The 19333-nt window shown below is 66.4% G+C and carries 18 protein-coding genes; 6 read left to right on the top strand and 12 right to left on the bottom strand.

The genetic code is table 11. The features are described 5' to 3' along the window. Positions 1–10: 10 nt before the first annotated feature. The 7 genes from OG241_RS29350 to OG241_RS29320 form a co-directional block, all read right to left on the bottom strand. On the bottom strand, positions 11–2182 hold the full coding sequence (locus OG241_RS29350; RefSeq protein ID WP_405819397.1) for an ArnT family glycosyltransferase: 2172 nt from the start codon (positions 2180–2182) through the stop codon (positions 11–13). After that, a complete protein-coding gene (locus OG241_RS29345; protein ID WP_405819395.1) occupies positions 2179–3645 on the bottom strand; it encodes a glycosyltransferase in 1467 nt (488 codons plus the stop codon). The genes OG241_RS29350 and OG241_RS29345 overlap by 4 nt, the downstream gene beginning before the upstream one ends. A 14-nt stretch (positions 3646–3659) precedes the next feature. Then, on the bottom strand, positions 3660–5402 hold the full coding sequence (locus tag OG241_RS29340; RefSeq protein ID WP_405819394.1) for an ATP-binding protein: 1743 nt from the start codon (positions 5400–5402) through the stop codon (positions 3660–3662). 74 nt (positions 5403–5476) lie between these two features. Beyond that, positions 5477–6214 carry a response regulator transcription factor gene (locus OG241_RS29335; protein WP_405819392.1) on the bottom strand — a complete coding sequence of 246 codons (738 nt, stop codon included), beginning with the start codon at positions 6212–6214 and terminating at the stop codon, positions 5477–5479. A gap of 415 nt (positions 6215–6629) precedes the next feature. After that, on the bottom strand, positions 6630–7472 hold the full coding sequence (locus OG241_RS29330; RefSeq protein WP_405826477.1) for an amidohydrolase family protein: 843 nt from the start codon (positions 7470–7472) through the stop codon (positions 6630–6632). Between the two features lie 205 nt (positions 7473–7677). Next, positions 7678–8565 (bottom strand): DUF2797 domain-containing protein, encoded by an 888-nt coding sequence (locus OG241_RS29325; RefSeq protein ID WP_405819390.1) that lies wholly within the window; start codon positions 8563–8565, stop codon positions 7678–7680. Between the two features lie 123 nt (positions 8566–8688). Further along, the gene (locus OG241_RS29320; RefSeq protein WP_405819388.1) at positions 8689–9069 is read right to left on the bottom strand and encodes an HGxxPAAW family protein; all 381 of its coding nucleotides are present in this window, start codon (positions 9067–9069) and stop codon (positions 8689–8691) included. A gap of 85 nt (positions 9070–9154) precedes the next feature. Here OG241_RS29320 and OG241_RS29315 point away from each other — a divergent pair, with 85 nt between their 5' ends. Further along, positions 9155–9694, top strand: coding sequence for a MarR family transcriptional regulator (locus OG241_RS29315; protein ID WP_405819386.1), 540 nt, complete (start codon positions 9155–9157; stop codon positions 9692–9694). Here OG241_RS29315 and OG241_RS29310 read toward each other — a convergent pair. Continuing rightward, positions 9678–10193, bottom strand: a complete 516-nt coding sequence (locus OG241_RS29310) for an NUDIX hydrolase (protein ID WP_405819384.1) — start codon at positions 10191–10193, stop codon at positions 9678–9680. The genes OG241_RS29315 and OG241_RS29310 overlap by 17 nt on opposite strands. A 28-nt stretch (positions 10194–10221) precedes the next feature. Beyond that, positions 10222–10899 (bottom strand): class I SAM-dependent methyltransferase, encoded by a 678-nt coding sequence (locus OG241_RS29305; RefSeq protein WP_405819382.1) that lies wholly within the window; start codon positions 10897–10899, stop codon positions 10222–10224. A gap of 169 nt (positions 10900–11068) precedes the next feature. Between OG241_RS29305 and OG241_RS29300 the strand changes: the two genes are divergently transcribed. Next, the gene (locus OG241_RS29300; RefSeq protein ID WP_405819380.1) at positions 11069–12052 is read left to right on the top strand and encodes a tetratricopeptide repeat protein; all 984 of its coding nucleotides are present in this window, start codon (positions 11069–11071) and stop codon (positions 12050–12052) included. 513 nt (positions 12053–12565) lie between these two features. Here OG241_RS29300 and OG241_RS29295 read toward each other — a convergent pair. Then, positions 12566–13426 (bottom strand): hypothetical protein, encoded by an 861-nt coding sequence (locus OG241_RS29295; protein ID WP_405819378.1) that lies wholly within the window; start codon positions 13424–13426, stop codon positions 12566–12568. Between the two features lies 1 nt (position 13427). After that, positions 13428–14762, bottom strand: a complete 1335-nt coding sequence (locus OG241_RS29290) for an AAA family ATPase (RefSeq protein ID WP_405819376.1) — start codon at positions 14760–14762, stop codon at positions 13428–13430. A gap of 606 nt (positions 14763–15368) precedes the next feature. Between OG241_RS29290 and OG241_RS29285 the strand changes: the two genes are divergently transcribed. Then, positions 15369–15902 (top strand): NUDIX hydrolase, encoded by a 534-nt coding sequence (locus tag OG241_RS29285; RefSeq protein ID WP_053741481.1) that lies wholly within the window; start codon positions 15369–15371, stop codon positions 15900–15902. Here OG241_RS29285 and OG241_RS29280 read toward each other — a convergent pair. After that, the gene (locus tag OG241_RS29280; RefSeq protein ID WP_405819374.1) at positions 15880–17220 is read right to left on the bottom strand and encodes a helix-turn-helix domain-containing protein; all 1341 of its coding nucleotides are present in this window, start codon (positions 17218–17220) and stop codon (positions 15880–15882) included. The genes OG241_RS29285 and OG241_RS29280 overlap by 23 nt on opposite strands. A gap of 114 nt (positions 17221–17334) precedes the next feature. On the opposite strand from OG241_RS29280, the gene OG241_RS29275 reads away from it, so the two are divergent. From OG241_RS29275 to OG241_RS29265, 3 genes are all read left to right on the top strand, one after another. Further along, complete coding sequence (locus tag OG241_RS29275) at positions 17335–17577, top strand: hypothetical protein (protein WP_405819372.1); 243 nt, start codon at positions 17335–17337, stop codon at positions 17575–17577. Positions 17578–17830: 253 nt separating this feature from the next. Next, complete coding sequence (locus tag OG241_RS29270) at positions 17831–18274, top strand: glycine-rich domain-containing protein (protein WP_405819370.1); 444 nt, start codon at positions 17831–17833, stop codon at positions 18272–18274. Positions 18275–18344: 70 nt separating this feature from the next. Next, positions 18345–19181 carry a protein kinase domain-containing protein gene (locus OG241_RS29265; protein WP_405819368.1) on the top strand — a complete coding sequence of 279 codons (837 nt, stop codon included), beginning with the start codon at positions 18345–18347 and terminating at the stop codon, positions 19179–19181. Positions 19182–19333: the final 152 nt, after the last annotated feature.

Here is a 19333-nt window from a genome sequence, read left to right as displayed (position 1 = left end):
CTACCGACCGTCAGTTGCCGCTCGTCGGCTGGGTCAGGTCGTAGAAGGTGGCCGAACCCACCGTCACCTTCTTGAAGTTGCTCTCGATCCACGAGCTGATCTGGGACGACGTGCTCGTCGTGCTGCCGCTGCCGCCCATGCCACGGCCGCCGCCGGAGCCGCTGGAGATGAAGTAGTGGATCTTGCCGTCCTCCACGTACTTCTTGAACTCGGCCAGCGTCGGGGACGGGTCGGTGCCGTTGAAGCCGCCGATCGCCATCACCGGGTCGCCGGTGGAGAGCTGGTAACTCGCCGCGTTCTGGGCGCCGATGGCCGCCGCGGCCCAGGTGTAGTCACCGGCGTTCTTCTCCAGCAGGGCCTTGGCCGCGCTGCTGACGCTGGCGCCGTTGAGCAGACCGCCCACGCCGCCACCGCCGCCCATGCGGCCACCGTCACCGGTCTGACCACCGGGGGCACCCTGCCGGGTGTTGCCGTTGCCGGCGGTCGGGGGCTGGCCCATGCCGCCACCCTGCTGGTTCTGCCGGCCCTGCTGACCGCCCTGGGTGGTGCCGCCACCAGGGCCGCCGCGCATACCGCCACCGCCACCGCCGAAACCACCGCGACCACCCGCCACGGACGGACCCGCGGTGACGATCGAGCCGGTGTGACCCTCGTTGAGGGTGGTGAGGGAGTACGCGGTCGGGCCCGCCAGCGCTGCGACGAAGCTCAACCCGACGACTGCCAGGGCCAGTTGACGCCCGAGCCGGTTGACGAAGATGAGCCCCAGCGCGGCCGTGAGCCCGCCCACGAGCACCAGCCACTTCAGCCAGGGCAGGTAGTCGGAGGAACGGTTGAGGAGGACGTACCCCCAGACCGCGGTGGCCGTCATGGCACCCGCGAGCGTCAGCGACGCCCACATCCTGTCCCGCTCCTGCCAGAGCAGAGCCGCGCCCATACCGACCAGCGGCGCGATGTAGGGGGCGAGGGCGACGGTGTAGTAGTCGTGGAAGATGCCCTGCATAAAGCTGAAGATCACCATGGTGATCAGCAGCGAGCCGCCCCAGAGGAGGAGCCCTGCGCGGGCGGTGTCCGTGCGCCTGGCCTTGCGGCCGGCCCAGATCGCCGCGACGAGCAGGATCAGCGCGGCCGGGATCAGCCAGGAGATCTGGCCGCCGCTGCCGGAGCTGAACATCCGGTTCCAGCCGGTCTCGCCCCACATTCCGGTGCCGCCACCGCCGCCACCCCCGCCGACGCTGCCGGTCTCGTCGCCGTTGATACGGCCAAGTCCGTTGTAGCCGAAGGTCAGTTCAAGGAAGGAGTTGTTCTGCGAGCCGCCGATGTACGGGCGCGAGGACGCCGGCCACAGCTCGACGATCGCGACCCACCAGCCACCTGCGACGATCATCGCCAGCCCGGAGGCCAGCACCTGTCCGATGCGCCTGCGCACACTGGTCGGCGCGAAGATCACATAGACCAGGGCCAGCACCGGCAGGATCAGGAAGGCCTGCAGCGTCTTGACCAGGAAGGCGAAGCCGATCGCCGTACCCGCCCAGAGCAGCCACTTCGTCTGGGCCTTCTCCATGGCGCGCTGGGTGCAGTAGACCGCAGCGGCCATCAGGAGCGCGAGGAGCGCGTCCGGGTTGTTGAAGCGGAACATCAGCGCGACGACGGGCGTCGTCGCGAAGGCCGCCATCGTGAGCAGCCCGGCCGTGGCATTGAACCGGCGCCGCACGGACGCGTACAGCACACCTGCCGTGGCCACGGCCATCAGGACCTGCGGGAACAGGATCGCGAAGGAGTTGAGCCCGAAGAGCCTGACCGACAGCGCCATCGGCCAGAGGGAGGCCGGGGGCTTGTCGACGGTGATGGCGTTGGAGGAGTCGAGGGAGCCGAAGAAGAAGGCCTTCCAGGACTGGCTGCCCGCCTGAACCGCCGCCGAGTAGAAGGAGTTGGCGTATCCCGAGGCGGTCAGGTTCCAGGTGTACAGCGCGCCGATCACCAGCAGCGTGGCGAGGAACGCGGGCCGTACCCACCGATGGTCCTCGGGTCGACCGCGCCACAGTCTGCGTACGAAGGGCCGGTTGGGCTCTCCGGAGGAGGGAGCCGGTACGTCCGTGTCGGCACCTTCCTTCTGCTGTACGGCAGTTGAGTCCGGCGGCTGCGGCGGCGGATAGGTCGCCCGGTCGAAGTGAGTGCTGGTCATCGCGGGTTCCTCGGATCCTGGCTGTCGTGCGGGCGCACCGGCTGGAGCCGCATGGTCGGGTCCCCCCAGGTGCGGTCCGCGACTTCACCGGCGCGGAACTGGTCAGTGGGGTAGGGGGAGTTGGCGTACGAAGCAGAGGCGTAGGCCTGGTACGTGGGCGGGTTCGGCGTGTGTGAGTTCGGCGTGTGCGAGGCAACGACGGTGGAGGCCGCGGAAGCGTCATCGCCCTGGTCCGGGAACACCCAGGCCCTGAAGAGCAGGAACCGCAGCACCGTCGCCGCGAGGTTGGCGGCGACGAGCACCGCAAGTTCCGCGGAGTGGCCGGGGTCGCTGGTCGCCGCGTTGAGGGCGGCGAGCGAGCCGCTGGTCAGGGCGAGTCCGATGCCGAAGACGACCAGGCCCTGCGCCTGGTGCCGCACCGCCCCGCCCCGGCCGGTCACCCCGAAGGTCAGCCGCCGGTTGGCCGCGGTGTTCGCGACGGCGGAGACCAGCAGCGCGAGCGCGTTGGCGATCTGCGAGCCGGCGAAGCCGCGGAAGGCGCTGTAGAGCACCAGGTAGAAGAGGGTCGACATCCCGCCGACCACACAGAACCCGACGAGCTGGCGGGCCAGCCCCTTCGGTACGTCCTTGATGTCGCGGTCGCGCGGATCGTCGCCGAAGGGCCGGGTGAGCCGGTCCAGCGGCAGCGAGCCGGTGGCCAGGGCCTTGCCCACGCGCAACACTCCCTTCAGGTCGTCGGTCGCCGTCCTGACGATGTGGACGGTCGAGTCCGGGTCGTCGACCCAGTCGACCGGCACCTCGTGGATGCGCAGGCCCGCGCGCTCGGCGAGCACCAGCATCTCGGTGTCGAAGAACCAGCCGGTGTCCTCGATGAGCGGCAGCAGGATCTGGGCGACATCACGCCGGATGGCCTTGAATCCGCACTGCGCGTCCGTGAAGCGGGCCTGGAGCGAGCCACGCAGGATCAGGTTGTACGTCCGGCTGATGAACTCCCGCTTGGCACCGCGCACCACGCGCGAGGAGCGGGCGAGCCGGGAGCCGATCGCGAGGTCCGAGTGACCGGAGATCAGCGGTGCCACCAGCGGCAGCAGGGCGTTCAGGTCGGTCGACAGGTCGACGTCCATGTAGGCGAGGATCGGCGCGTCCGACGCGGACCACACGGTCCGCAGGGCCCGGCCGCGCCCCTTCTGCTCCAGCCGGAAGGACCTCACCTCCGGCAGCTCCGCCGCCAGCCGCGCCGCCACCAGGGGAGTGGTGTCCGTGGACGCGTTGTCCGCGACCGTGATGCGGAACGCGTACGGGAACGTGCGCTTGAGGTGCTCGTGCAGTCTGAGCACGCATGGCTGGAGGTCCTTCTCCTCGTTGTAGACGGGGATCACTACGTCCAGGACAGGCGTACCGGCTGCCGCGGCCGGGAGGTGCTCCCGCGCCGGCAGGGTGCCGGAAGAAGAGTCGGTTCGCATAGGACCGACTTTCGTCAGGCCCCCTGTCGCACCCATGTGGTGGCACTGTGCTGTGCCTGTGAGTCCGATTGCCAGTTTGTTTCGGGTGCGACTTCGGGGGCTAGGGCCGGCAGATGCACCGTGAATATGGTCTGTCCGGGCACGCTGTCGACGGTCACGGCACCGCCGTGCGCGGTCGCCACGGCCTGCACGATGGCGAGCCCGAGGCCTGTCGACCCGGTGTTGCGGGAGCGCGCGGAGTCGCCTCGCGCGAACCGCTCGAACACATGCGGCAACAGGTCGGCCGGGATGCCCTGTCCGTCGTCCTGCACGTCCACACACAGCCACGGCCCGCGTCGCTGCACCCGCGCGGTGACGGTCGTCCCCGGCGGGGTGTGCGTACGGGCGTTGGCCAGCAGGTTCACCAGAACCTGTTGCAGCCGGGCCGCGTCCGCCGACACGAGCGCGGGCTCGTCGGGCAGGTCGAGGCGCCAGTTGTGGTCCCGTCCGGCGGCGCGCGCGTCGCTGACGGTGTCCACGACGAGCGGTACGAGGTCGGTCTGGTCGAACTGGAGCGGCCGGCCCGCGTCCAGGCGGGCGAGCAGCAGTAGATCCTCGACGAGGAGGGTCATACGGCCCGCCTCCGACTCGATCCGCCCGAGCGCGTGCCGCGTGTCCGGCCCGGTCTCCTCACGTCCACGCCTCGTCAGCTCGGCGTATCCGCGGATCGACGCCAGCGGCGTACGCAGCTCATGACTGGCGTCCGCGACGAACTGGCGTACGCGCATCTCGCTCTGCTGACGGGAGTGCAGGGCGCCGTGCACATGGTCGAGCATCCGGTTGAGGGCGGCGCCGACCTGGCCGACCTCGGTGTGCGGGTCGGTCTCGGACTCGGCGACCCGCTCGTTGAGGGTCACCTCGCCGGTGTGCAACGGGAGTTCGGAGACCCGGGTGGCGGTCGAGGCGACCCTGCGGAGCGGGCGCAGCGCCACCCCGACGAGGACCGTCCCGGCGATACCGGCGGCGACGAGACCGGCGGCGGTGACACTGACCTCGACGAGGATCAGCGTGTTGATGGTCGTGGTGACGGAGTCGGTGGGCAGGGCGACGTAGTAGTTGCCCCGGTTGCCGGTGACGTACTTGACGCGGTACTCGCCGAGCCCGGTGAGGGTGACGGTGTGCTGGCCGCCGTCGCGGGACACGGCGGCCAGCTCGGCCATCTGGGTCTGGTCCAGCTGGACCGCGTCCATGTCCGGGAGACCGGTGTCAGTCGTGGTGGCAGTCGTGCTCGACTGCATATTGGCGATGTACGCCTTGGTGACGCCACCGTTCGCGTCGACGGCAGCGGCGACGGTGTACTCCTGCGTCCCGCCCTTCTTCATGAAGTCCGAGAGCCGCTGCGCGACGGTCTGTGTACGGCCGCCCACCCCGGAGCCGATGCTGCCGACGCTGGAGGACGCGGAACCCGTGGAGGACGAGGAGGAGCCACTGCTGCCCGGCGCCCCCTCGGGCGGAGTGTTGTTGCCAATGCCCGGCCCGTTCGGGGGACCACCGACGCGCTTGGCGGCTTCGTTGACCTGGTCGCCCAGTTGGTTGTAGAGGTGCTGTTCGAGCGCGATGGTCGTCACCGTACCCATCACGGCGCACACCACGGCGATCAGCGAGACCGCCGAGACGACAAGCCGCGTACGCAGGGTCCGCGGCCTGCTCTGCCGCTGCGCCCTCCGCTCCGACCTGCCGAGCCTCCGCTGCCCGCCCGCTTTCCTCTTGCTGTTCACCGTGCTGCCCTCCTACCGGGCTCGACTACCTCTTCCGGAGCGGCACCACCAATGACGCGACCAATGACGGTAGGTCAACCGGCGGGCTTGATCAGATATCCGGCGCCGCGCCGGGTGTGGATCATCGGCTCGCGCCCGGCGTCGATCTTCCGTCGCAGGTAGGAGATGTACAGCTCGACGACGTTCGCCTGACCGCCGAAGTCGTACGACCACACACGGTCGAGTATCTGGGCCTTGCTGAGCACCCGCCGCGGGTTGCGCATGAGGAAGCGCAGCAGCTCGAACTCGGTCGCGGTGAGGTGGATACCGTCCCCGGCCCGCGAGACCTCGTGGCTGTCCTCGTCGAGGGTGAGGTCACCGACGACCAGGACGGACTCGGACCGCCGGTCGGCGGCACCGGAACGCCGGATCAGACCGCGCAGCCGTGCCACGACCTCTTCGAGGCTGAAGGGCTTGGTGACGTAGTCGTCGCCACCGGCGGTGAGGCCCGCGATCCGGTCCTCGACGGCGTCCTTCGCCGTCAGGAACAGCACCGGCACCTCGGGCAGCTCGCGCCGCAGCCGGCCGAGAACGGTGAGGCCGTCCATGTCGGGCAGCATCATGTCGAGGACGACGGCGTCGGGCCGGAACTCGCGCGCGGTCTGCACCGCACCCGTTCCGTCACCCGCGCTGCGGATCTGCCAGCCTTCGTAACGAAGGGCCATGGACAGCAGCTCGGTGATCGACAGCTCGTCGTCCACCACAAGCACTCGGACGGGGCTCCCGTCCGGCCTCAGCAGTTCGGTGCGCCCCTGGGGCGAGGTCGTGGTCATAGCGGAAACCTTGTCGGTGTCCTCTGAGAGCAGGCTTTCTGGAACCTGTGATTTTCCTGAGAAACACACAGGCACCTCTCAGGGAAGCCCTGGGAACCGACACCCCGAAAGACGGGGAGAGGACGAACGGCACAACCCACCGGAGAGCACCGACCACCGGCCGACCTGCACCTTCGCGCCCACCCGGACCGTTCCGATCCACCGGACCGGCCATCGGAAACCCCCGGAGACCACCATCGGGCATCCTGTGCCCCTGCTGGGCGAACCTGGTCCGAAGTTACGCACCCCACTCCCGTACTCCACCTACGCCCGTGCGTCCCCCACTCCCGTTTGGTCACCGCCGACCGCCGTTTCTCACCCCGCCCTCACGCCGCCCTCACGCCAAGGTCAGACCCTCCTCACCCTTCCTTGTCCGTCACAGCCCGAACAGTCGCGCCCCGTTGTCGTGACACACGGCCCGGAGCCAGTCGTCGCCCAGGCCGAGCCGCTCCAGGGCGTGCAGCTGGTGGACGTACGGATACGGAAGGTTCGGGAAGTCCGAGCCGAGCAGGATCCGGTCGCCGAGGTCCGCCAGCCGGGGGAGCTCGACCCGGGGGAACGGGGCGAGCCGCTCCGCGAAGTCGGTGAACGCCATCGTCGTGTCCAACCGCACCTCGTCGTACCGCTCGGCAAGGCCGAGGAATTCCCCGTACTCGGGCATCCCCAGGTGCGCGACGATCAGCCGCAGCCGGGGATGCCGGGCCAGCACGCGCCCGATCGGCTCGGGCCCCGTGTGCTTGCCGGGCGCCGGACCTGACCCGCAGTGGATCACCACGGGCGTCCCGGCCTCGGCGAGCAGTCCCCAGGCCGGGTCGAGGAGTTCGTCGGCCGGGTCGTACGCCCCCACCTGCACATGCGCCTTGAAGACGCGCGCGCCGGCCTCGACGGCCTCCCGGACGTACCCCTCGACGCCCGGCTCGGGGAAGAGAGTCGAGGTGTGCAGACAGCCCGGGGTACGGCCCGCGAACTCCGCCGCCCACTGGTTGAGCCACTGGGCCATGCCGGCCTTGTGCGGGTAGAGCATGGCGGTGAAGGCCCGCACCCCGAACTCCCGGATCAGTGCGAGCCGTTCGTCCTCCTCCAGCCGGTAGGTGATCGGCCACTCGATGCCGCCGTTCAACGACCCGGCAGCGTCGAAGTAGGCCCAGACCTTGCGCAGCACCTGCTCGGGCATGAAGTGCGTGTGCACGTCGACGAGACCGGGCAACCCGAGCCGCACCCAGAACCGCCGAACCTCGGCTACTTCGGTGACATCGGCAGCCGCCCCGGTGCCGTCGGCAGCTCGACCGAGATCGGCGACCTCACCGCCGACGTCAGCGTTTCCGTCCTCCGAGGCTGTGCTCGCGTCGTCCACCGCTTCCTCCCGCTCAGGACTTCACTGCAGGACGCCCGATGACGCCCCATGACCCACCTGCCGTCCGGGATCAGAACAACCCGTCCTGTACCCCCGCCGCCTCCTTCGCCGCCTTGAACTCCCGTACAGGGACGGTGAGTCCACCGCTTCCGACCGGCACCAGTTCCCATCCGGTCATCAGCCTCGTGTCCAACACGACCACCCCACGCCCGTCCTCGACTGCCAGATGCAGGTCGGGCCCGGCAGCCGCCACCAGCTCGCCCCCGACGACACCTCCCGCGACCAGCTCCCTCACCGCACCCACGGCCGGCGCCGGCTCCGTCAGCCCGAACACCCCGACGTGGTCGACGACTTGGCAGGACGCCCGCTCCAGGGACTCGGGCCAGCCACCCAGCCCCACCGCCCGGGCGTGCAGTTCCTCGACCTCGACGGCCCGCTCCGCCGCCGATCCCGGCAGTGCGGCCCGCACCGCCCGCTTGTCGGCGTACGGAATCCGGTCCGGGACCCCGAGTGCGGCGCGCAGCAGCTCCTCCGTACGCCGGGCGGCCATCAGCGGGCCGACGCCCAGCCAGCTGAAGGCGACGGCACCCTGCTCAAGCAGCCGCGCGGAGCCCCGCTCCAGCGCCGTGATGCCGACCTTGGTCATCCCGGGCCCGAACCACGCCAGATATACGTGATAGGGCCGTGGATCGTCCGCGATCGTGTCGGCGGCGACCGAGTGCGCCCGGTCCAGCCGCGCGCACTCCTCGCAGCGCGCCCCCGTACTCCGCCCCGACACCCCCGCCCGTAGCGGACAGGCATTCCCCCGCGCTCCCACACATGTCCGTACGCCCCCTTCCGTGACCCCGAAGGCCACCCTCTTCCCCCAGGTCAGCGCGCTGTCGCGCCCCCCGTCCCACCGCAGCACGGGACCGTCCGCCGACCATCGCAGCCCCGAGCATCTCCACGCCTGTGCCATCCCTTGCGAGATTACGGGGTACCACTGACAACGCCCCCTGGAACGACAAAACGCCAGGTCAGAAGCGCGCAAGCCAAGCAGTGAACCAGGCGGCGCCCCAGACAGCGGCCCGCTCAGGCACATTCAGGCACGTTCAGGAACAGCCTCCCCGGCCCCACCCGCGACAGCCGTACCACTCTCACCACCCCCGACAACGGCACCGCCCGCACTCCGTGCCCGACCCGCCAGCCGACACGAGACACACCCCGGATGCCCCGCCCGCGCCGAACAGTCCCGCTGCCGCATCGGCCAGTCACCGACCGGCCGCACGCCAGGCGGCTTCCCCCACCCGGCGAGATGCAGCACCCAGGTGACCAGCACGGCGACCGCCACCACCACGCCCCCGCCGCTCAACGCGAGAGCCGAGGTCGTACAGACCCCCAATCCGAGCACGCAGGTCCCGACCGTGGCGATGGCGGTACCGGTCCAGCCGGCGACAGTGTGCCCCTCGTCGTAAGTGCTCACGTCCGTGTCTCCCCAGTAGGATGAGAATCTCTCACGTCGTAAGTAGTTTAGCTGCAAAACCTCTCACGAGCTAAGGCAATCCCCGATGCAAGGCACGCCCGACACCCCCGGCACACCGGACAGCGGGCCCCGGCCGCCCGCGACCCCCGCCCAGATGCTCAAGGAGATGGACCACACCATCGCGACGCACCTGCTCAGCCAGCAGGAGATGGCACGTCGCCTCAACATGAACGTCACCGACATCACCTGCTTCGCCTACGTCCTGGAAGCAGGCGAGAACCTGCTCACCGCCGGCGACCTGGCCGAGCGCGCCCACGTCACCACGGGCGCCGTCACCGGGATCCTCAACCGCCTCGAACGCGCGGGCTACATCACCCGCCGCCCCGACCCGAACGACCGCCGCCGGGTCCGCGTAGCCGCCGAACCGGCCGCAGTCGCCCGGGCTCACGCCCTCTACGGGCCCTACTACGCCCGCCTGGCCGCCCTCATCGCCGACTACTCCCCCGCCGAAGTAGCCGTACTGGCCGACTGGTTCACGCGTCAGGGCCGCCTGGCCCGGGAGTACATGGACGAGATCCACGACCTCACCCCGCCTGCCAACTCGCCTGTCACCCCGGCGGAGTAGTTGCCAGATACCTGCCCAGAGCCTCAAGGCCATCGGGTACGAAGGTCAGCCGACGGGTCAGTTCCCCCAACTCGCCCTCGCCGACCCACCCGTGCCAGCTGATCTCCGTCGGATCAGCAGAGATCTCCTCGGCGACGACAGCTTCGTGAACGCCGAGCCAGTACGGACTGATGGCCCCCCGGCAGAGGAACTTGAACACAAACCGCACGTCCACCCTCACCCCCAACTCCTCGGTGAGCTCACGCGCGGCGGCCTCCTCCCAGCTCTCCCCGACGTCGGCGGCACCGCCGACCAGCCAGTCGTAGTGCCCCGGAAACCGGGGGTGGCCATCGGCCCGCCGATGCACCAGCACCCGCCCAGCCCCATCGCGGCACACGGTGGTGGCGACCCGATGCAACCACCCGCGCCGAATGGCCTCGTCGCGCTCCACCACCCCGACGACCCGATCCAACTCGTCGACCCGTTCCACCAGTTCCACGCGCTCCACCGCATCGGTCACGGACCAACGGTGACACAGGGGGAGCGCGTCAACCCTGCTTCGGCCGCCGCCAGACCAAGGTGTACCGCCAGAAGAGCCACCGCCGCACCCGGCACCCGGGCAACACCCGCCGAGCCTCCCGCACGACCTCACCGAACCCCATCTCCGCCACCCGCGTCCGCGCGGTCATGGCAACCGGCCGCGCGGCCGACCGCCCCCGGTTCTTCGCCCAGGCCATGACGAGGTTCGCCGGGATGGCAACCGCCCCCACCAGATGATCAACAAAACCCTCGGCCCGGGAGAGCCCCACGACGACCAACGTCCCACCGGGCGCCAACTGCCGCCGGAGGAGGGCGAGCGCCTCGGCATACGGAAGATGGTGAACGACGGCGACACAGGTGACGACGTCGTACGAACCCTCCGGTCCGCTGGCAAGCCCGACCATCGCGTCCGCGACGGTGAACGTGACAGGGAGAGCAGGAGAGCTAAGCTCCCGGGCCTGGCGAACGATCGCAGAATCGGCGTCGATGCCAAGCACCGACTCCGTACTCCGCCCCGCCAGCAGCCGCACCAGATCGCCACTCCCACACCCCACATCCAGCGCATGGCCGTACCGCCGTGGCAACTGCCGCAGGATCCACCGGTGGTAGTGAGCGTTGTGATCCCAGGGCCGACCGGCATGAAACCGCTCAAGCGCCCGCAGGACCGACACCGGCAAGATCGTCACCCTCCAATCCTGACGCCAACGACGAACGACGAACAGAGTCAGGCCACCTGAACGCCAAAGGCCCCGGAGTGATCGCAGACGGGCGTGATCACCGGCCTCTGTGTGCCGTCGATGCCGTCAGGGTTGCCGTCACTTCCGAACCACCGATGGCCACGGATATTCTCCGGCGATGTCGAATCAGTCAGTGACAGTGGGAGTCGCTCTCGCCGATGTGATGGCGCACTGTGGCGGAAACCCGGTCGGCGCCGTGGAGTTTCTGGTGAAAGCGATAGCCGCCGCGCCGGCAGCCCCGGAGCCGTATGCGGCCCTCGCGGAGTTGTGGCAGGACCGGCGCTCGGAACTGAAGGCGGGCCTCGAAGGGGAAAGCTCCTTGAGCGCTGTACTGGCGCAGGCGTACTTCCTGTTCCTGGACTGGGACATGGACGACGCTGTGATGGCCCTCGGCTCGGTCACAGGGGCGCGGCCCGAAGTGGCGTGGGGCATCGCTCCCTGGTTCGGCGATCCTCGTTTCCTCGGCGCGGTGAGTGCCGAGGCGTTGGCGGAGGCGTGTCTGCGGACGTTGGACTACGGCCACAACCTGAACACCGAAGAGATGCGGGAGCGGTTCGCTCCCTGGTTCCATGCCCTCGACGTGGTCTCCGAACGCAGTCCTGTACCGGAGTCGCTGGCTGCCATGGCCCGGCTGCCCCGCGCCTGCGGCTGCTACGAACTGGCTTTCACTCTCTGCGACCGTGCCGATGCCGTCGATCGGGTCATGTGGACTGCGGTCGCCCGAGCGAACACCTGGCGCGCGATGGGCAACCTGGACCAGACCGCGGAAGCCTTCGAGCACGCCCTGACTCTGGATGCCACCAACTGGTCCCTCTACCTGGACCTCGCCGACGTGCGCGCCTTGCAGGGCGACTTCGCCGCAGCGGTGGCCCTCGTCGAACAGGGCATGCAACACGAACCGCACGAAACCTCCCTGCGCGCGGCGGGCGCCGCCTATCGCACACGCCTGTCCGGCTCGTCCGACGACCTGCGGGCCCTGATCGACCTCGCGCCTCAGGTCGCGAACACCTCCTACCGGGACCTACTGATCGACTACGCATGCGCGGGACCGGGTCTGCCTCAGAGACTCGTGACCAAGGCCCGCTCCATCAGCGAGAACTGAGCACGTGCTCTCGACGCAATGCTCAGCCACGCCCCCGAAGACCGACCCACCATCTACGAAGTACGCAAGGAGCTGAGCTGAACCCCGAAGCGGTGGCATGACCGGCGACGTGCTGAAAGGCCTCGCGCGGCGAGGTCGGAAAGGCTGCCGGATGCGTTGATGTCATGCGTGTATGTCAAAGGCCCCGCCGGTTCGCTCGGCGGGGCCTTTGACCTGTGTGCACTCGGCAGGATTCGAACCTGCAACCTTCTGATCCGTAGGATCGGGCGGATTCCTGCGGAGGGGCTCGACCCTGGCCTGGCCTGATCGTCGAGGTTCGTGATCGTCGGCCTCTGTGTGCCGTCGTTGCCGTCAGAACTGCCGTCAACTCCGAACGCTGGCGTCGGCTATGCCGCGCCGTCTGCCCGCCCGCTCAGCTCCGCCAGCACCGGTCTCGAACAGCAACCCGACAATGACTTACACACACGCCGTCCGTGTCTACCGAGTTGTAACTTTCTCTACTTAATAGATGACTCAATTTTGTACCGAAATTAGCTGTGCGAACTCTTCGCCCCAACTCCCTCGACGCAAATGATCTGAACCGGCCAGACGGAGCACCGACGCCAAATGCTCGGTATCCACACTTTGAGGACGCTTGGATCCACAATACCCGCACAGGGCAGCGCTCAATGCACCCAAGAAATCGCGACCTCGAAAATAGGGAGAAGTCCCACGAGGGCACTTTGGCGCCGCCTTCAAATTCCGGGTTCCATTCGCATATTCAAGCAAGACTGCCTGACCCGGACTTTGATCGGAAGTAGAATCAAGTGCGGCGCAGTAAGGCTGCATCTTTAGCGTGAAAATCTTCCGATCGATCTTAGAGTAGATTTCCACTTTGTCGAACGCCAGGCCCCAGCCATTCTCGTAATTTGCTCGACGAAGTCTAGAAATAGGATCAATCAGAGACAACGTCTTCTGTACAACCTTTTGCACACCTCCCAGATTTGCAATCTTCTCCGAACTTCCAAGCTCAGAAACCAGGTCACTGGCAGCGCCGGCGACCGTCAACATGCCCTCAAGATCTGCATTGTCGTATGGATGGAGTGGCATCTTGCTATTCGATCGAGACAGATTGGCCACCTCGTCATCAAAGTCTCGGTCAACCACACAGATGAAGTAGCCTTGACGCCAGAGGGTCAGCTTTTGCGCTGCCTCCAAAGCCACGGGGCGAGATCCTGCGGGGAAATAGACTATGTTGCCGTCAGGAAATGACCGCTGGAGAGTGCGCTCGTCGCTGACGCCTTCGACGATAACGACGTTACGAGGGTCACCTTGATGATGGAGCCTAACCCTATCTGCCAAATTATCAAGGTTTCGCAAAGAGATATTCTCCACCTCAGACCTCGCTTTCCATGTCATCGAAAGCAGCATCATCTGACTCAGGTGGCGATTCAACTAGAGGCGCTTTAATCTCTTGCACAATATCCCAATTACCATTGATAATGGCGCTTGAGTGCGTAGCGATTACGATCTGCATATCGGAGATGTGAGCCACCTCCGTAATATCGTTGAGGAAGGAATGCTTCCAGGCTGCATGCATTGAAATCTCGGGCTCGTCAATCAAAACAAGCGAGCCTTCGCTCGTAGCAAACAAGAGCATAGTGAAAACCGCCAGGAGGTGCTGTTCTCCAGACGATAGAGAGTTCACGCCTAGCGGTTTTCCGTTGTACTTCGAGCGGAATCGAATGAACCCTCTCTGGGTGAGCACTAGCTCTTTTCCAACGAATTTTGATTCAACAATTTTCCTGAGAGTCTTTAGCTTCTCATGGGTAGGCAAGAGAGGCTGTAGTTTTTGTTCCCAGTCGTCAAGGAAAACATTCAAAATCCGGCGTTCCGTAGGGGAGGTTTTCCCGTCTGGAAATTGAACATCAACAGGGCTTACGTTGAGTCCGCTAGCATGAAGTTCCGAATGCTGATCGGCGATCCTTTGATACCGCTGTCGCAAATCCTTCTCGTTGATCGTGGTTCGAGCTTTCTTCAGAACCCGAACTGCAAACGTCTGGTCCGCATTGAGGGACACATTAAGAGATTTACGGCGAGCGTCAGACAGTTGCGCGGCAACCTGGGCGATGTACTGCCTTGCCGGTTTGACTTCGGTACTCGTTCGGGGAGAAGGAGCGTTTTCTAGACGTTGAGTATCAATGAGAATCGACTTGGCCTCTGAAAAAAATTCACCAAGCCAACTATCTTTAAAATATGCGAGAGCATTCGGGGTTGCTGAAATTCCAAATCGACGCAAGGCCCCTTGGGTCGTTACTGGACGATCGAAACGAGTATCGTACCAGCCCCCATCCGGCAATTGGACGACGTAAGAAGGAACTTCCTGCTCGGAGTCCTGGATCTCCAGATACGGGACGTTAATTACTTTGAAGCTTCGGCGAGGGCTTCTCTTTTCCGAGAATTTAAAAGTAATGACTTCACCCCCACCTCGCACTGGCGCCAATCTGACGACACTTTTGTCTGCGAGATAGATTTCGATCTGCTCAAATTCTACTGAAGTCAAAGTCTTCAAATCGAGAGTCGTGAAAGCATAAAGAAGACGCAAGAAATGTGTCTTCCCAATACCGTTAGGGCCCGAGATGATAGTGATTGGTGAGTCTTTCGAAAAAATCACGTTGTGATCTACGTATCCAAACAATCCTTTAATGGTTGCTCGTGTAATGTTTCGCATGATCTCCCCAAGCCGATAGGCAGTAGGCGAACTTTAGCGTGCTCAAGGCTGGTATGTAGGGGAAATCACATGATTCTCCGCCAACTCCGTTCAGGAGGAAGCCCTGAGCCACGGGCCGGTCCACATGCCCAAGTGGGAGACCATGCCTCGCACAGGAAAACCGAACGGCAGTACGGGCTCGGTCTTACGACCGAGTCGAATACTTGGATGCGGTAGGTAGTGCCCACCATTAGTCCTTCCTGGGGTGTCCACATGCCCGACCTTCAACGTGCAGCCCTGGGGTGGGTGGGCCTGCCCTGCGGTCGCCAGGAGGTCGGCCGTGCCGTCTACCAGGCAGCTACGCCCCTTCGCCGCACGCCAGCGACGCACTGCACACGAGATCACTCAGCTTTCAAAGCTGATGTCCCCTGGTGTGCTCCAGGCCCGAAGCACCGCTCAACTCAACATCACATCACTACTCCCTCCCTTGCCTGACACATGACTTTTCCAGCCGGGGTGCGGAGCACGCGAGAGCCATCTCGTCAAAGTGACGCGAAAAGAGCCGAACGTGCGCCCACCCCCAGGTCAGTCTGAGATCCTGGAGTCCGATCGAGAGGGGCCGCAGGTATGGAGTGGAAGACCCACGGTGAGCGACAGATCTACACGAACAAGTGGGTGAATCTGTGTCTGGTCGACGTCCAGCAGCCTGACGGGGCCAGGTGGGAGTACCACGTCGTTCGGCTCCGGCACCTGGCCGTGGCCGCCGTAGTCAACGACCGCCAGGAGGTGCTGATGATGTGGCGGCACCGCTTCATCACCGACTCGTGGGCCTGGGAGTTGCCCATGGGTTTGGTCGAGGAGGGCGAGTCCCCGGAGGAGGCGGCGGCCCGCGAGGTCCTGGAGGAGACGGGCTGGCGCCCCGGTCCCATCAAGCCCCTGATCTACGCCGAGCCGGCCAACGGCATCACCGACTCACAGCACCACGTCTTCCGAGCGGACGGCGCGACCTACGACGGCCCGCCCACGGAGAAGAACGAGTCTGACCGCATCGAGTGGATCCCCCTCAGCGAGGTGCGCGGGATGATCGACCGCCGCGAGATCGTGAGCAGCGGATCCCTCGTCGGCCTCCTGTACGTGCTCATGGACGAAGCGATCCGCTGACCGGTGGGAGGAGTTCCCGTAGCCGTGCCTCGAAGGCCAGGGCTACGGGCTCCCTCCTATGCGGGGCCAACTGCTCGTAGAACTCCCGGAGATGGCCCGACACCCGCTCGGAGGACACCGCCGAGGCGGGCTCCAGCGCTTGCGTGGCGGTGTGGCACGCCTGGGCCAGCTTCCCTTGGTCCAGTTGCGTACGGGCCAGCCAGAACGCGTGAAACGCCCGGCCGCGTTGGTTGGTGCTGTTCTCCCGCCGCAGAGCATCCGCGATCAAGGGCTCGGCAGTCGCCGCCTCCCCCAGTCGGCCGTGAGCAATGCCGGTGTCCACTATGAGCTTCAGCTCGTCGAAGTAGGTCACCCACGACGGGTCCGGGTCGTTCGCCTCGATCTGCTCGAAGTGGCGGTGCGCTTCCCCGATCGCTCGGTGCGTGGAGTCCCGGTTGCCGAGGGTGGCATGGGCGAAGGCCTCGCGCATGGACAGCATCGACATGACGCGTGGCGTGGTGCCGAAAGCTGGGCGGGCCTGGTCCTGAGCGGCGGTCACGAAGGCCAGAGAGTCCCCCGGCTTGTCCTGGTACGTGGCCTGCAAGCTCATGCAGGCCAGGACGTTGGCCATGAACTGACGGTCGTCGATTTCCTTGGCCAGTTGCAGTGCCTCGGTGAAGTACGCGCGGGCCTGGTTGTACTGGCGGGCGTCGAAGTAGGTCCAGCCGGTGAGGCGCGCCAACTCGGCCGCGATTCCGTACAGGCCGTTCTGGATGGACGGCGGTCGGCTCTCCTTCAACAGGCCCACGACGTGCCGGAGCTGACCGACGATGGCCGGCCTCAGAGCCTCGCCGCCGTGCTGATCGTCCCGTCGCCAGTAGTCCTCGATGGAGGATCGGAACGCTGCAAGTGTGGCTGTGCTGAGGCTCGTTCGGGTGGCCAGGGCCAGGATGCTGTCTACGTCCGGCCCCGGCAGAGACGCGGGGGTCGGCTGTGCTGGCTCCGGCGCTTGCGGTGCCTCGCGCTCGGTGACCACGAGAGCCTGCGGCGTTTCCCAGGGACGACGGGCAAGCCCGAGCATGTGCCCTGGGATGCGCAAGCCGTCCGCGATGCGTTCGACGACGTCCATGTGGAGCAACTGACGTTGCCCGGCGATCACTTCGCCGACTCGGCTGGGTGTCAGCTCGCATCGCCTGGCGATCTTCGACGGGTAGATGCCCGCCTTGGTCTTGACCAGCCGGAAGACTCTGCCGAAGTCCCGTACCCGGCACGCGTTGATCATCTCGGGATCGGTGAGCAGCCTGGCGGGCAGTTCCTGCGGCCGGTCGGCGTCGGGCATCGGGCAAGCTCCCACACTGCGAGGGCTACGCAACGTCGCTGATTCTCTACTTCCCGCGATGTTACCCAAGTTGGGTAATCAGTCTGACCTTTTGGCGGGGGTACCCGGTTCGCGATGCTCGTGTGCATGGCGAGCAATCAGCAGACCAGACCATGCATCGGTGAACTGGCCAAGGACAGCGTCAGGGACCGTATCGGCGTCGTCATGGGCGAGTGCGGGGGCCGTGTGCAGATGCGGCCGATCCGTGGCGGCCTGGAGTGGGATGCCATTCCGGACGACGTGGTGGCGCTCAGTGCGCGGGAGGAACTGAGCGCACGTCTGACCATCAAGAACGGCAACAGTCTGGGTGGGTTGTGATGCGCGCCATCGGCCGGTACGCGGGAGTCCTTTTCATCATCTGCATCAGCGGTTCGTGCGGCCTGGTGATCGGCGCGGCCCTCGGTATCCGCCAGTAGACCGGCCGCCCCGGACGGGTGCCAGTTCACGGCTCCCCCGTCCCCGTCCGGGGCCGGCCCTTCCAAACCTGCCCCCTGATCGTCTGCTAGAGCCCAGCTCGGCGATCAGGGCGGCATGTCCGTGCCACGCACCACTTCACACCGGGAGATTGCACATGACGGCAACGGCGAACGATCAGCGGACCGGTCGCGCGGTGGCTGGTGAGGAATTGTTCGAGAGCCTCGCCCACTTCGTGGTCATCCACAACGGGCAGTCGACCGAGCGCGCCGAGCGGATCGCGGATCAGGCGGTCGCGTTCCTCGTAACGGCGGCCACCGCCACCGTTCCCATGGTCCCGTCCGATGACGTGGACCTCGGCCTCCACGCGCTCATCCTGCACACGAAGGAGTACGCGGCGCTGTGCGAGCGGTACGCGGGCCGCTTCCTGCACCACAACCCGGCGCCGGGCGGAGGCGCCCGCGACGCAGAGATGGTCGCCTCCTCGGCACGCGCCATGAAGGCGGCCGGGTTCATGGTCTTCGACAACCTGTGGACCGTGAACGGCGCGAATCTCGCGCAGTGCGACTCGGACTGCGGCCGACCGTACGGTCAGGCGTAGCACACGACAACAGCGACGCGGTCGGCCTGAACTCGTGGTCGGCCGCGCTCGCCTGGAAGGAGCAGAGACGTTGCCCGGCCTAACCCCTGAACTGCCGATCGTGGTGCTCGACGCACTCATGCCCACGACTCAGCGCATGGTCATCAACCGTCGGGGCTCCACGGTGTGGGAGGTGGAGAGCCCCCGGGGCCACTACGCCGTGAAGATCGGCTATCCGATCGAGGCTACGGCCGACTGGCCTGCCCAGCCCTGGACCGCGCTCGCGCCCGCGCGCGAGGGTGCCGTTCTGCTTCGCCTCGGCGTCGAGGGGATCGCGTACGGCGAATGGGAACACGGCACGTGGAACTTCCAGCCGTGGCACGAGGGGCCGGACCTGTACCGGCTGTGGGAGCGCTGCCGTAGGAAAGACTCGTCCATCACGCCGGATACCAGCGAGGCACTGGAATGCGTCGAGGCGCTAGCCGCACTCCACGCCAAGGGCTGGGCACATGGTGATGTACAGCCCGCCCACTTCATCATCGGGCCGCAGCGAACACACCTCATCGACCTCGCCCTTGCCCGTGGCGGCCATGTACCCGAGGGGCACGACTTCCCGTTCCGCGGCTGCCTCGTCCACTACGAAGCACCGGAGATCGCGCGCAGTGTGCTCGACACCGGGGAAGCGGAGCCGACACCGGCAGCCGACGTCTACGCGCTCGGGGCCTCGCTGCTCATCTCCGCCACGGGCTGGCGGGCGGTCGAGTACCCGGACGACGCTCCGCGACCTGTGCAGCGAGAGGCAGTGGCCAACGGCCGACGTCGGCCCGTGAAAGTGCCCGGTGAGCTGGGCGAATTGGTCGACGCGATGCTCAGTCATGCACCGGGGGATCGGCCCACCATCCCCGAGGTGGTCAAAGCCCTGACCTGATCCCGAAAACCCGGTACGCCTCACGTCAGCAGAGCGCGCGGACGCCAACAACAAAAGACCGGACCACCCCTCAGCCTGGACAGCATTCCGGGTGGTCCGGTCGTGGAAGCCCTGATCAGGACCCCGGTGCCGATGGTACCGGGGCGGTCGGC

It is taken from the genome of Streptomyces sp. NBC_01390 (assembly GCF_045040105.1).
GTDB lineage: Bacteria > Actinomycetota > Actinomycetes > Streptomycetales > Streptomycetaceae > Streptomyces.
Note: the sequence above shows the minus strand (reverse complement) of the source record. Positions and strands in the feature narration are given on the sequence as shown.

Coding starts and splice junctions, on each gene's coding strand:
- OG241_RS29350 (WP_405819397.1), bottom strand. CDS start 2,182: ATGACCAGCACTCACTTCGACCGGGCGACCTATCCGCCGCCGCAGCCG.
- OG241_RS29345 (WP_405819395.1), bottom strand. CDS start 3,645: ATGCGAACCGACTCTTCTTCCGGCACCCTGCCGGCGCGGGAGCACCTC.
- OG241_RS29335 (WP_405819392.1), bottom strand. CDS start 6,214: ATGACCACGACCTCGCCCCAGGGGCGCACCGAACTGCTGAGGCCGGAC.
- OG241_RS29325 (WP_405819390.1), bottom strand. CDS start 8,565: ATGGCACAGGCGTGGAGATGCTCGGGGCTGCGATGGTCGGCGGACGGT.
- OG241_RS29315 (WP_405819386.1), top strand. CDS start 9,155: ATGCAAGGCACGCCCGACACCCCCGGCACACCGGACAGCGGGCCCCGG.
- OG241_RS29300 (WP_405819380.1), top strand. CDS start 11,069: ATGTCGAATCAGTCAGTGACAGTGGGAGTCGCTCTCGCCGATGTGATG.
- OG241_RS29290 (WP_405819376.1), bottom strand. CDS start 14,762: ATGCGAAACATTACACGAGCAACCATTAAAGGATTGTTTGGATACGTA.
- OG241_RS29285 (WP_053741481.1), top strand. CDS start 15,369: ATGGAGTGGAAGACCCACGGTGAGCGACAGATCTACACGAACAAGTGG.
- OG241_RS29280 (WP_405819374.1), bottom strand. CDS start 17,220: ATGCCCGACGCCGACCGGCCGCAGGAACTGCCCGCCAGGCTGCTCACC.
- OG241_RS29275 (WP_405819372.1), top strand. CDS start 17,335: ATGCTCGTGTGCATGGCGAGCAATCAGCAGACCAGACCATGCATCGGT.
- OG241_RS29270 (WP_405819370.1), top strand. CDS start 17,831: ATGACGGCAACGGCGAACGATCAGCGGACCGGTCGCGCGGTGGCTGGT.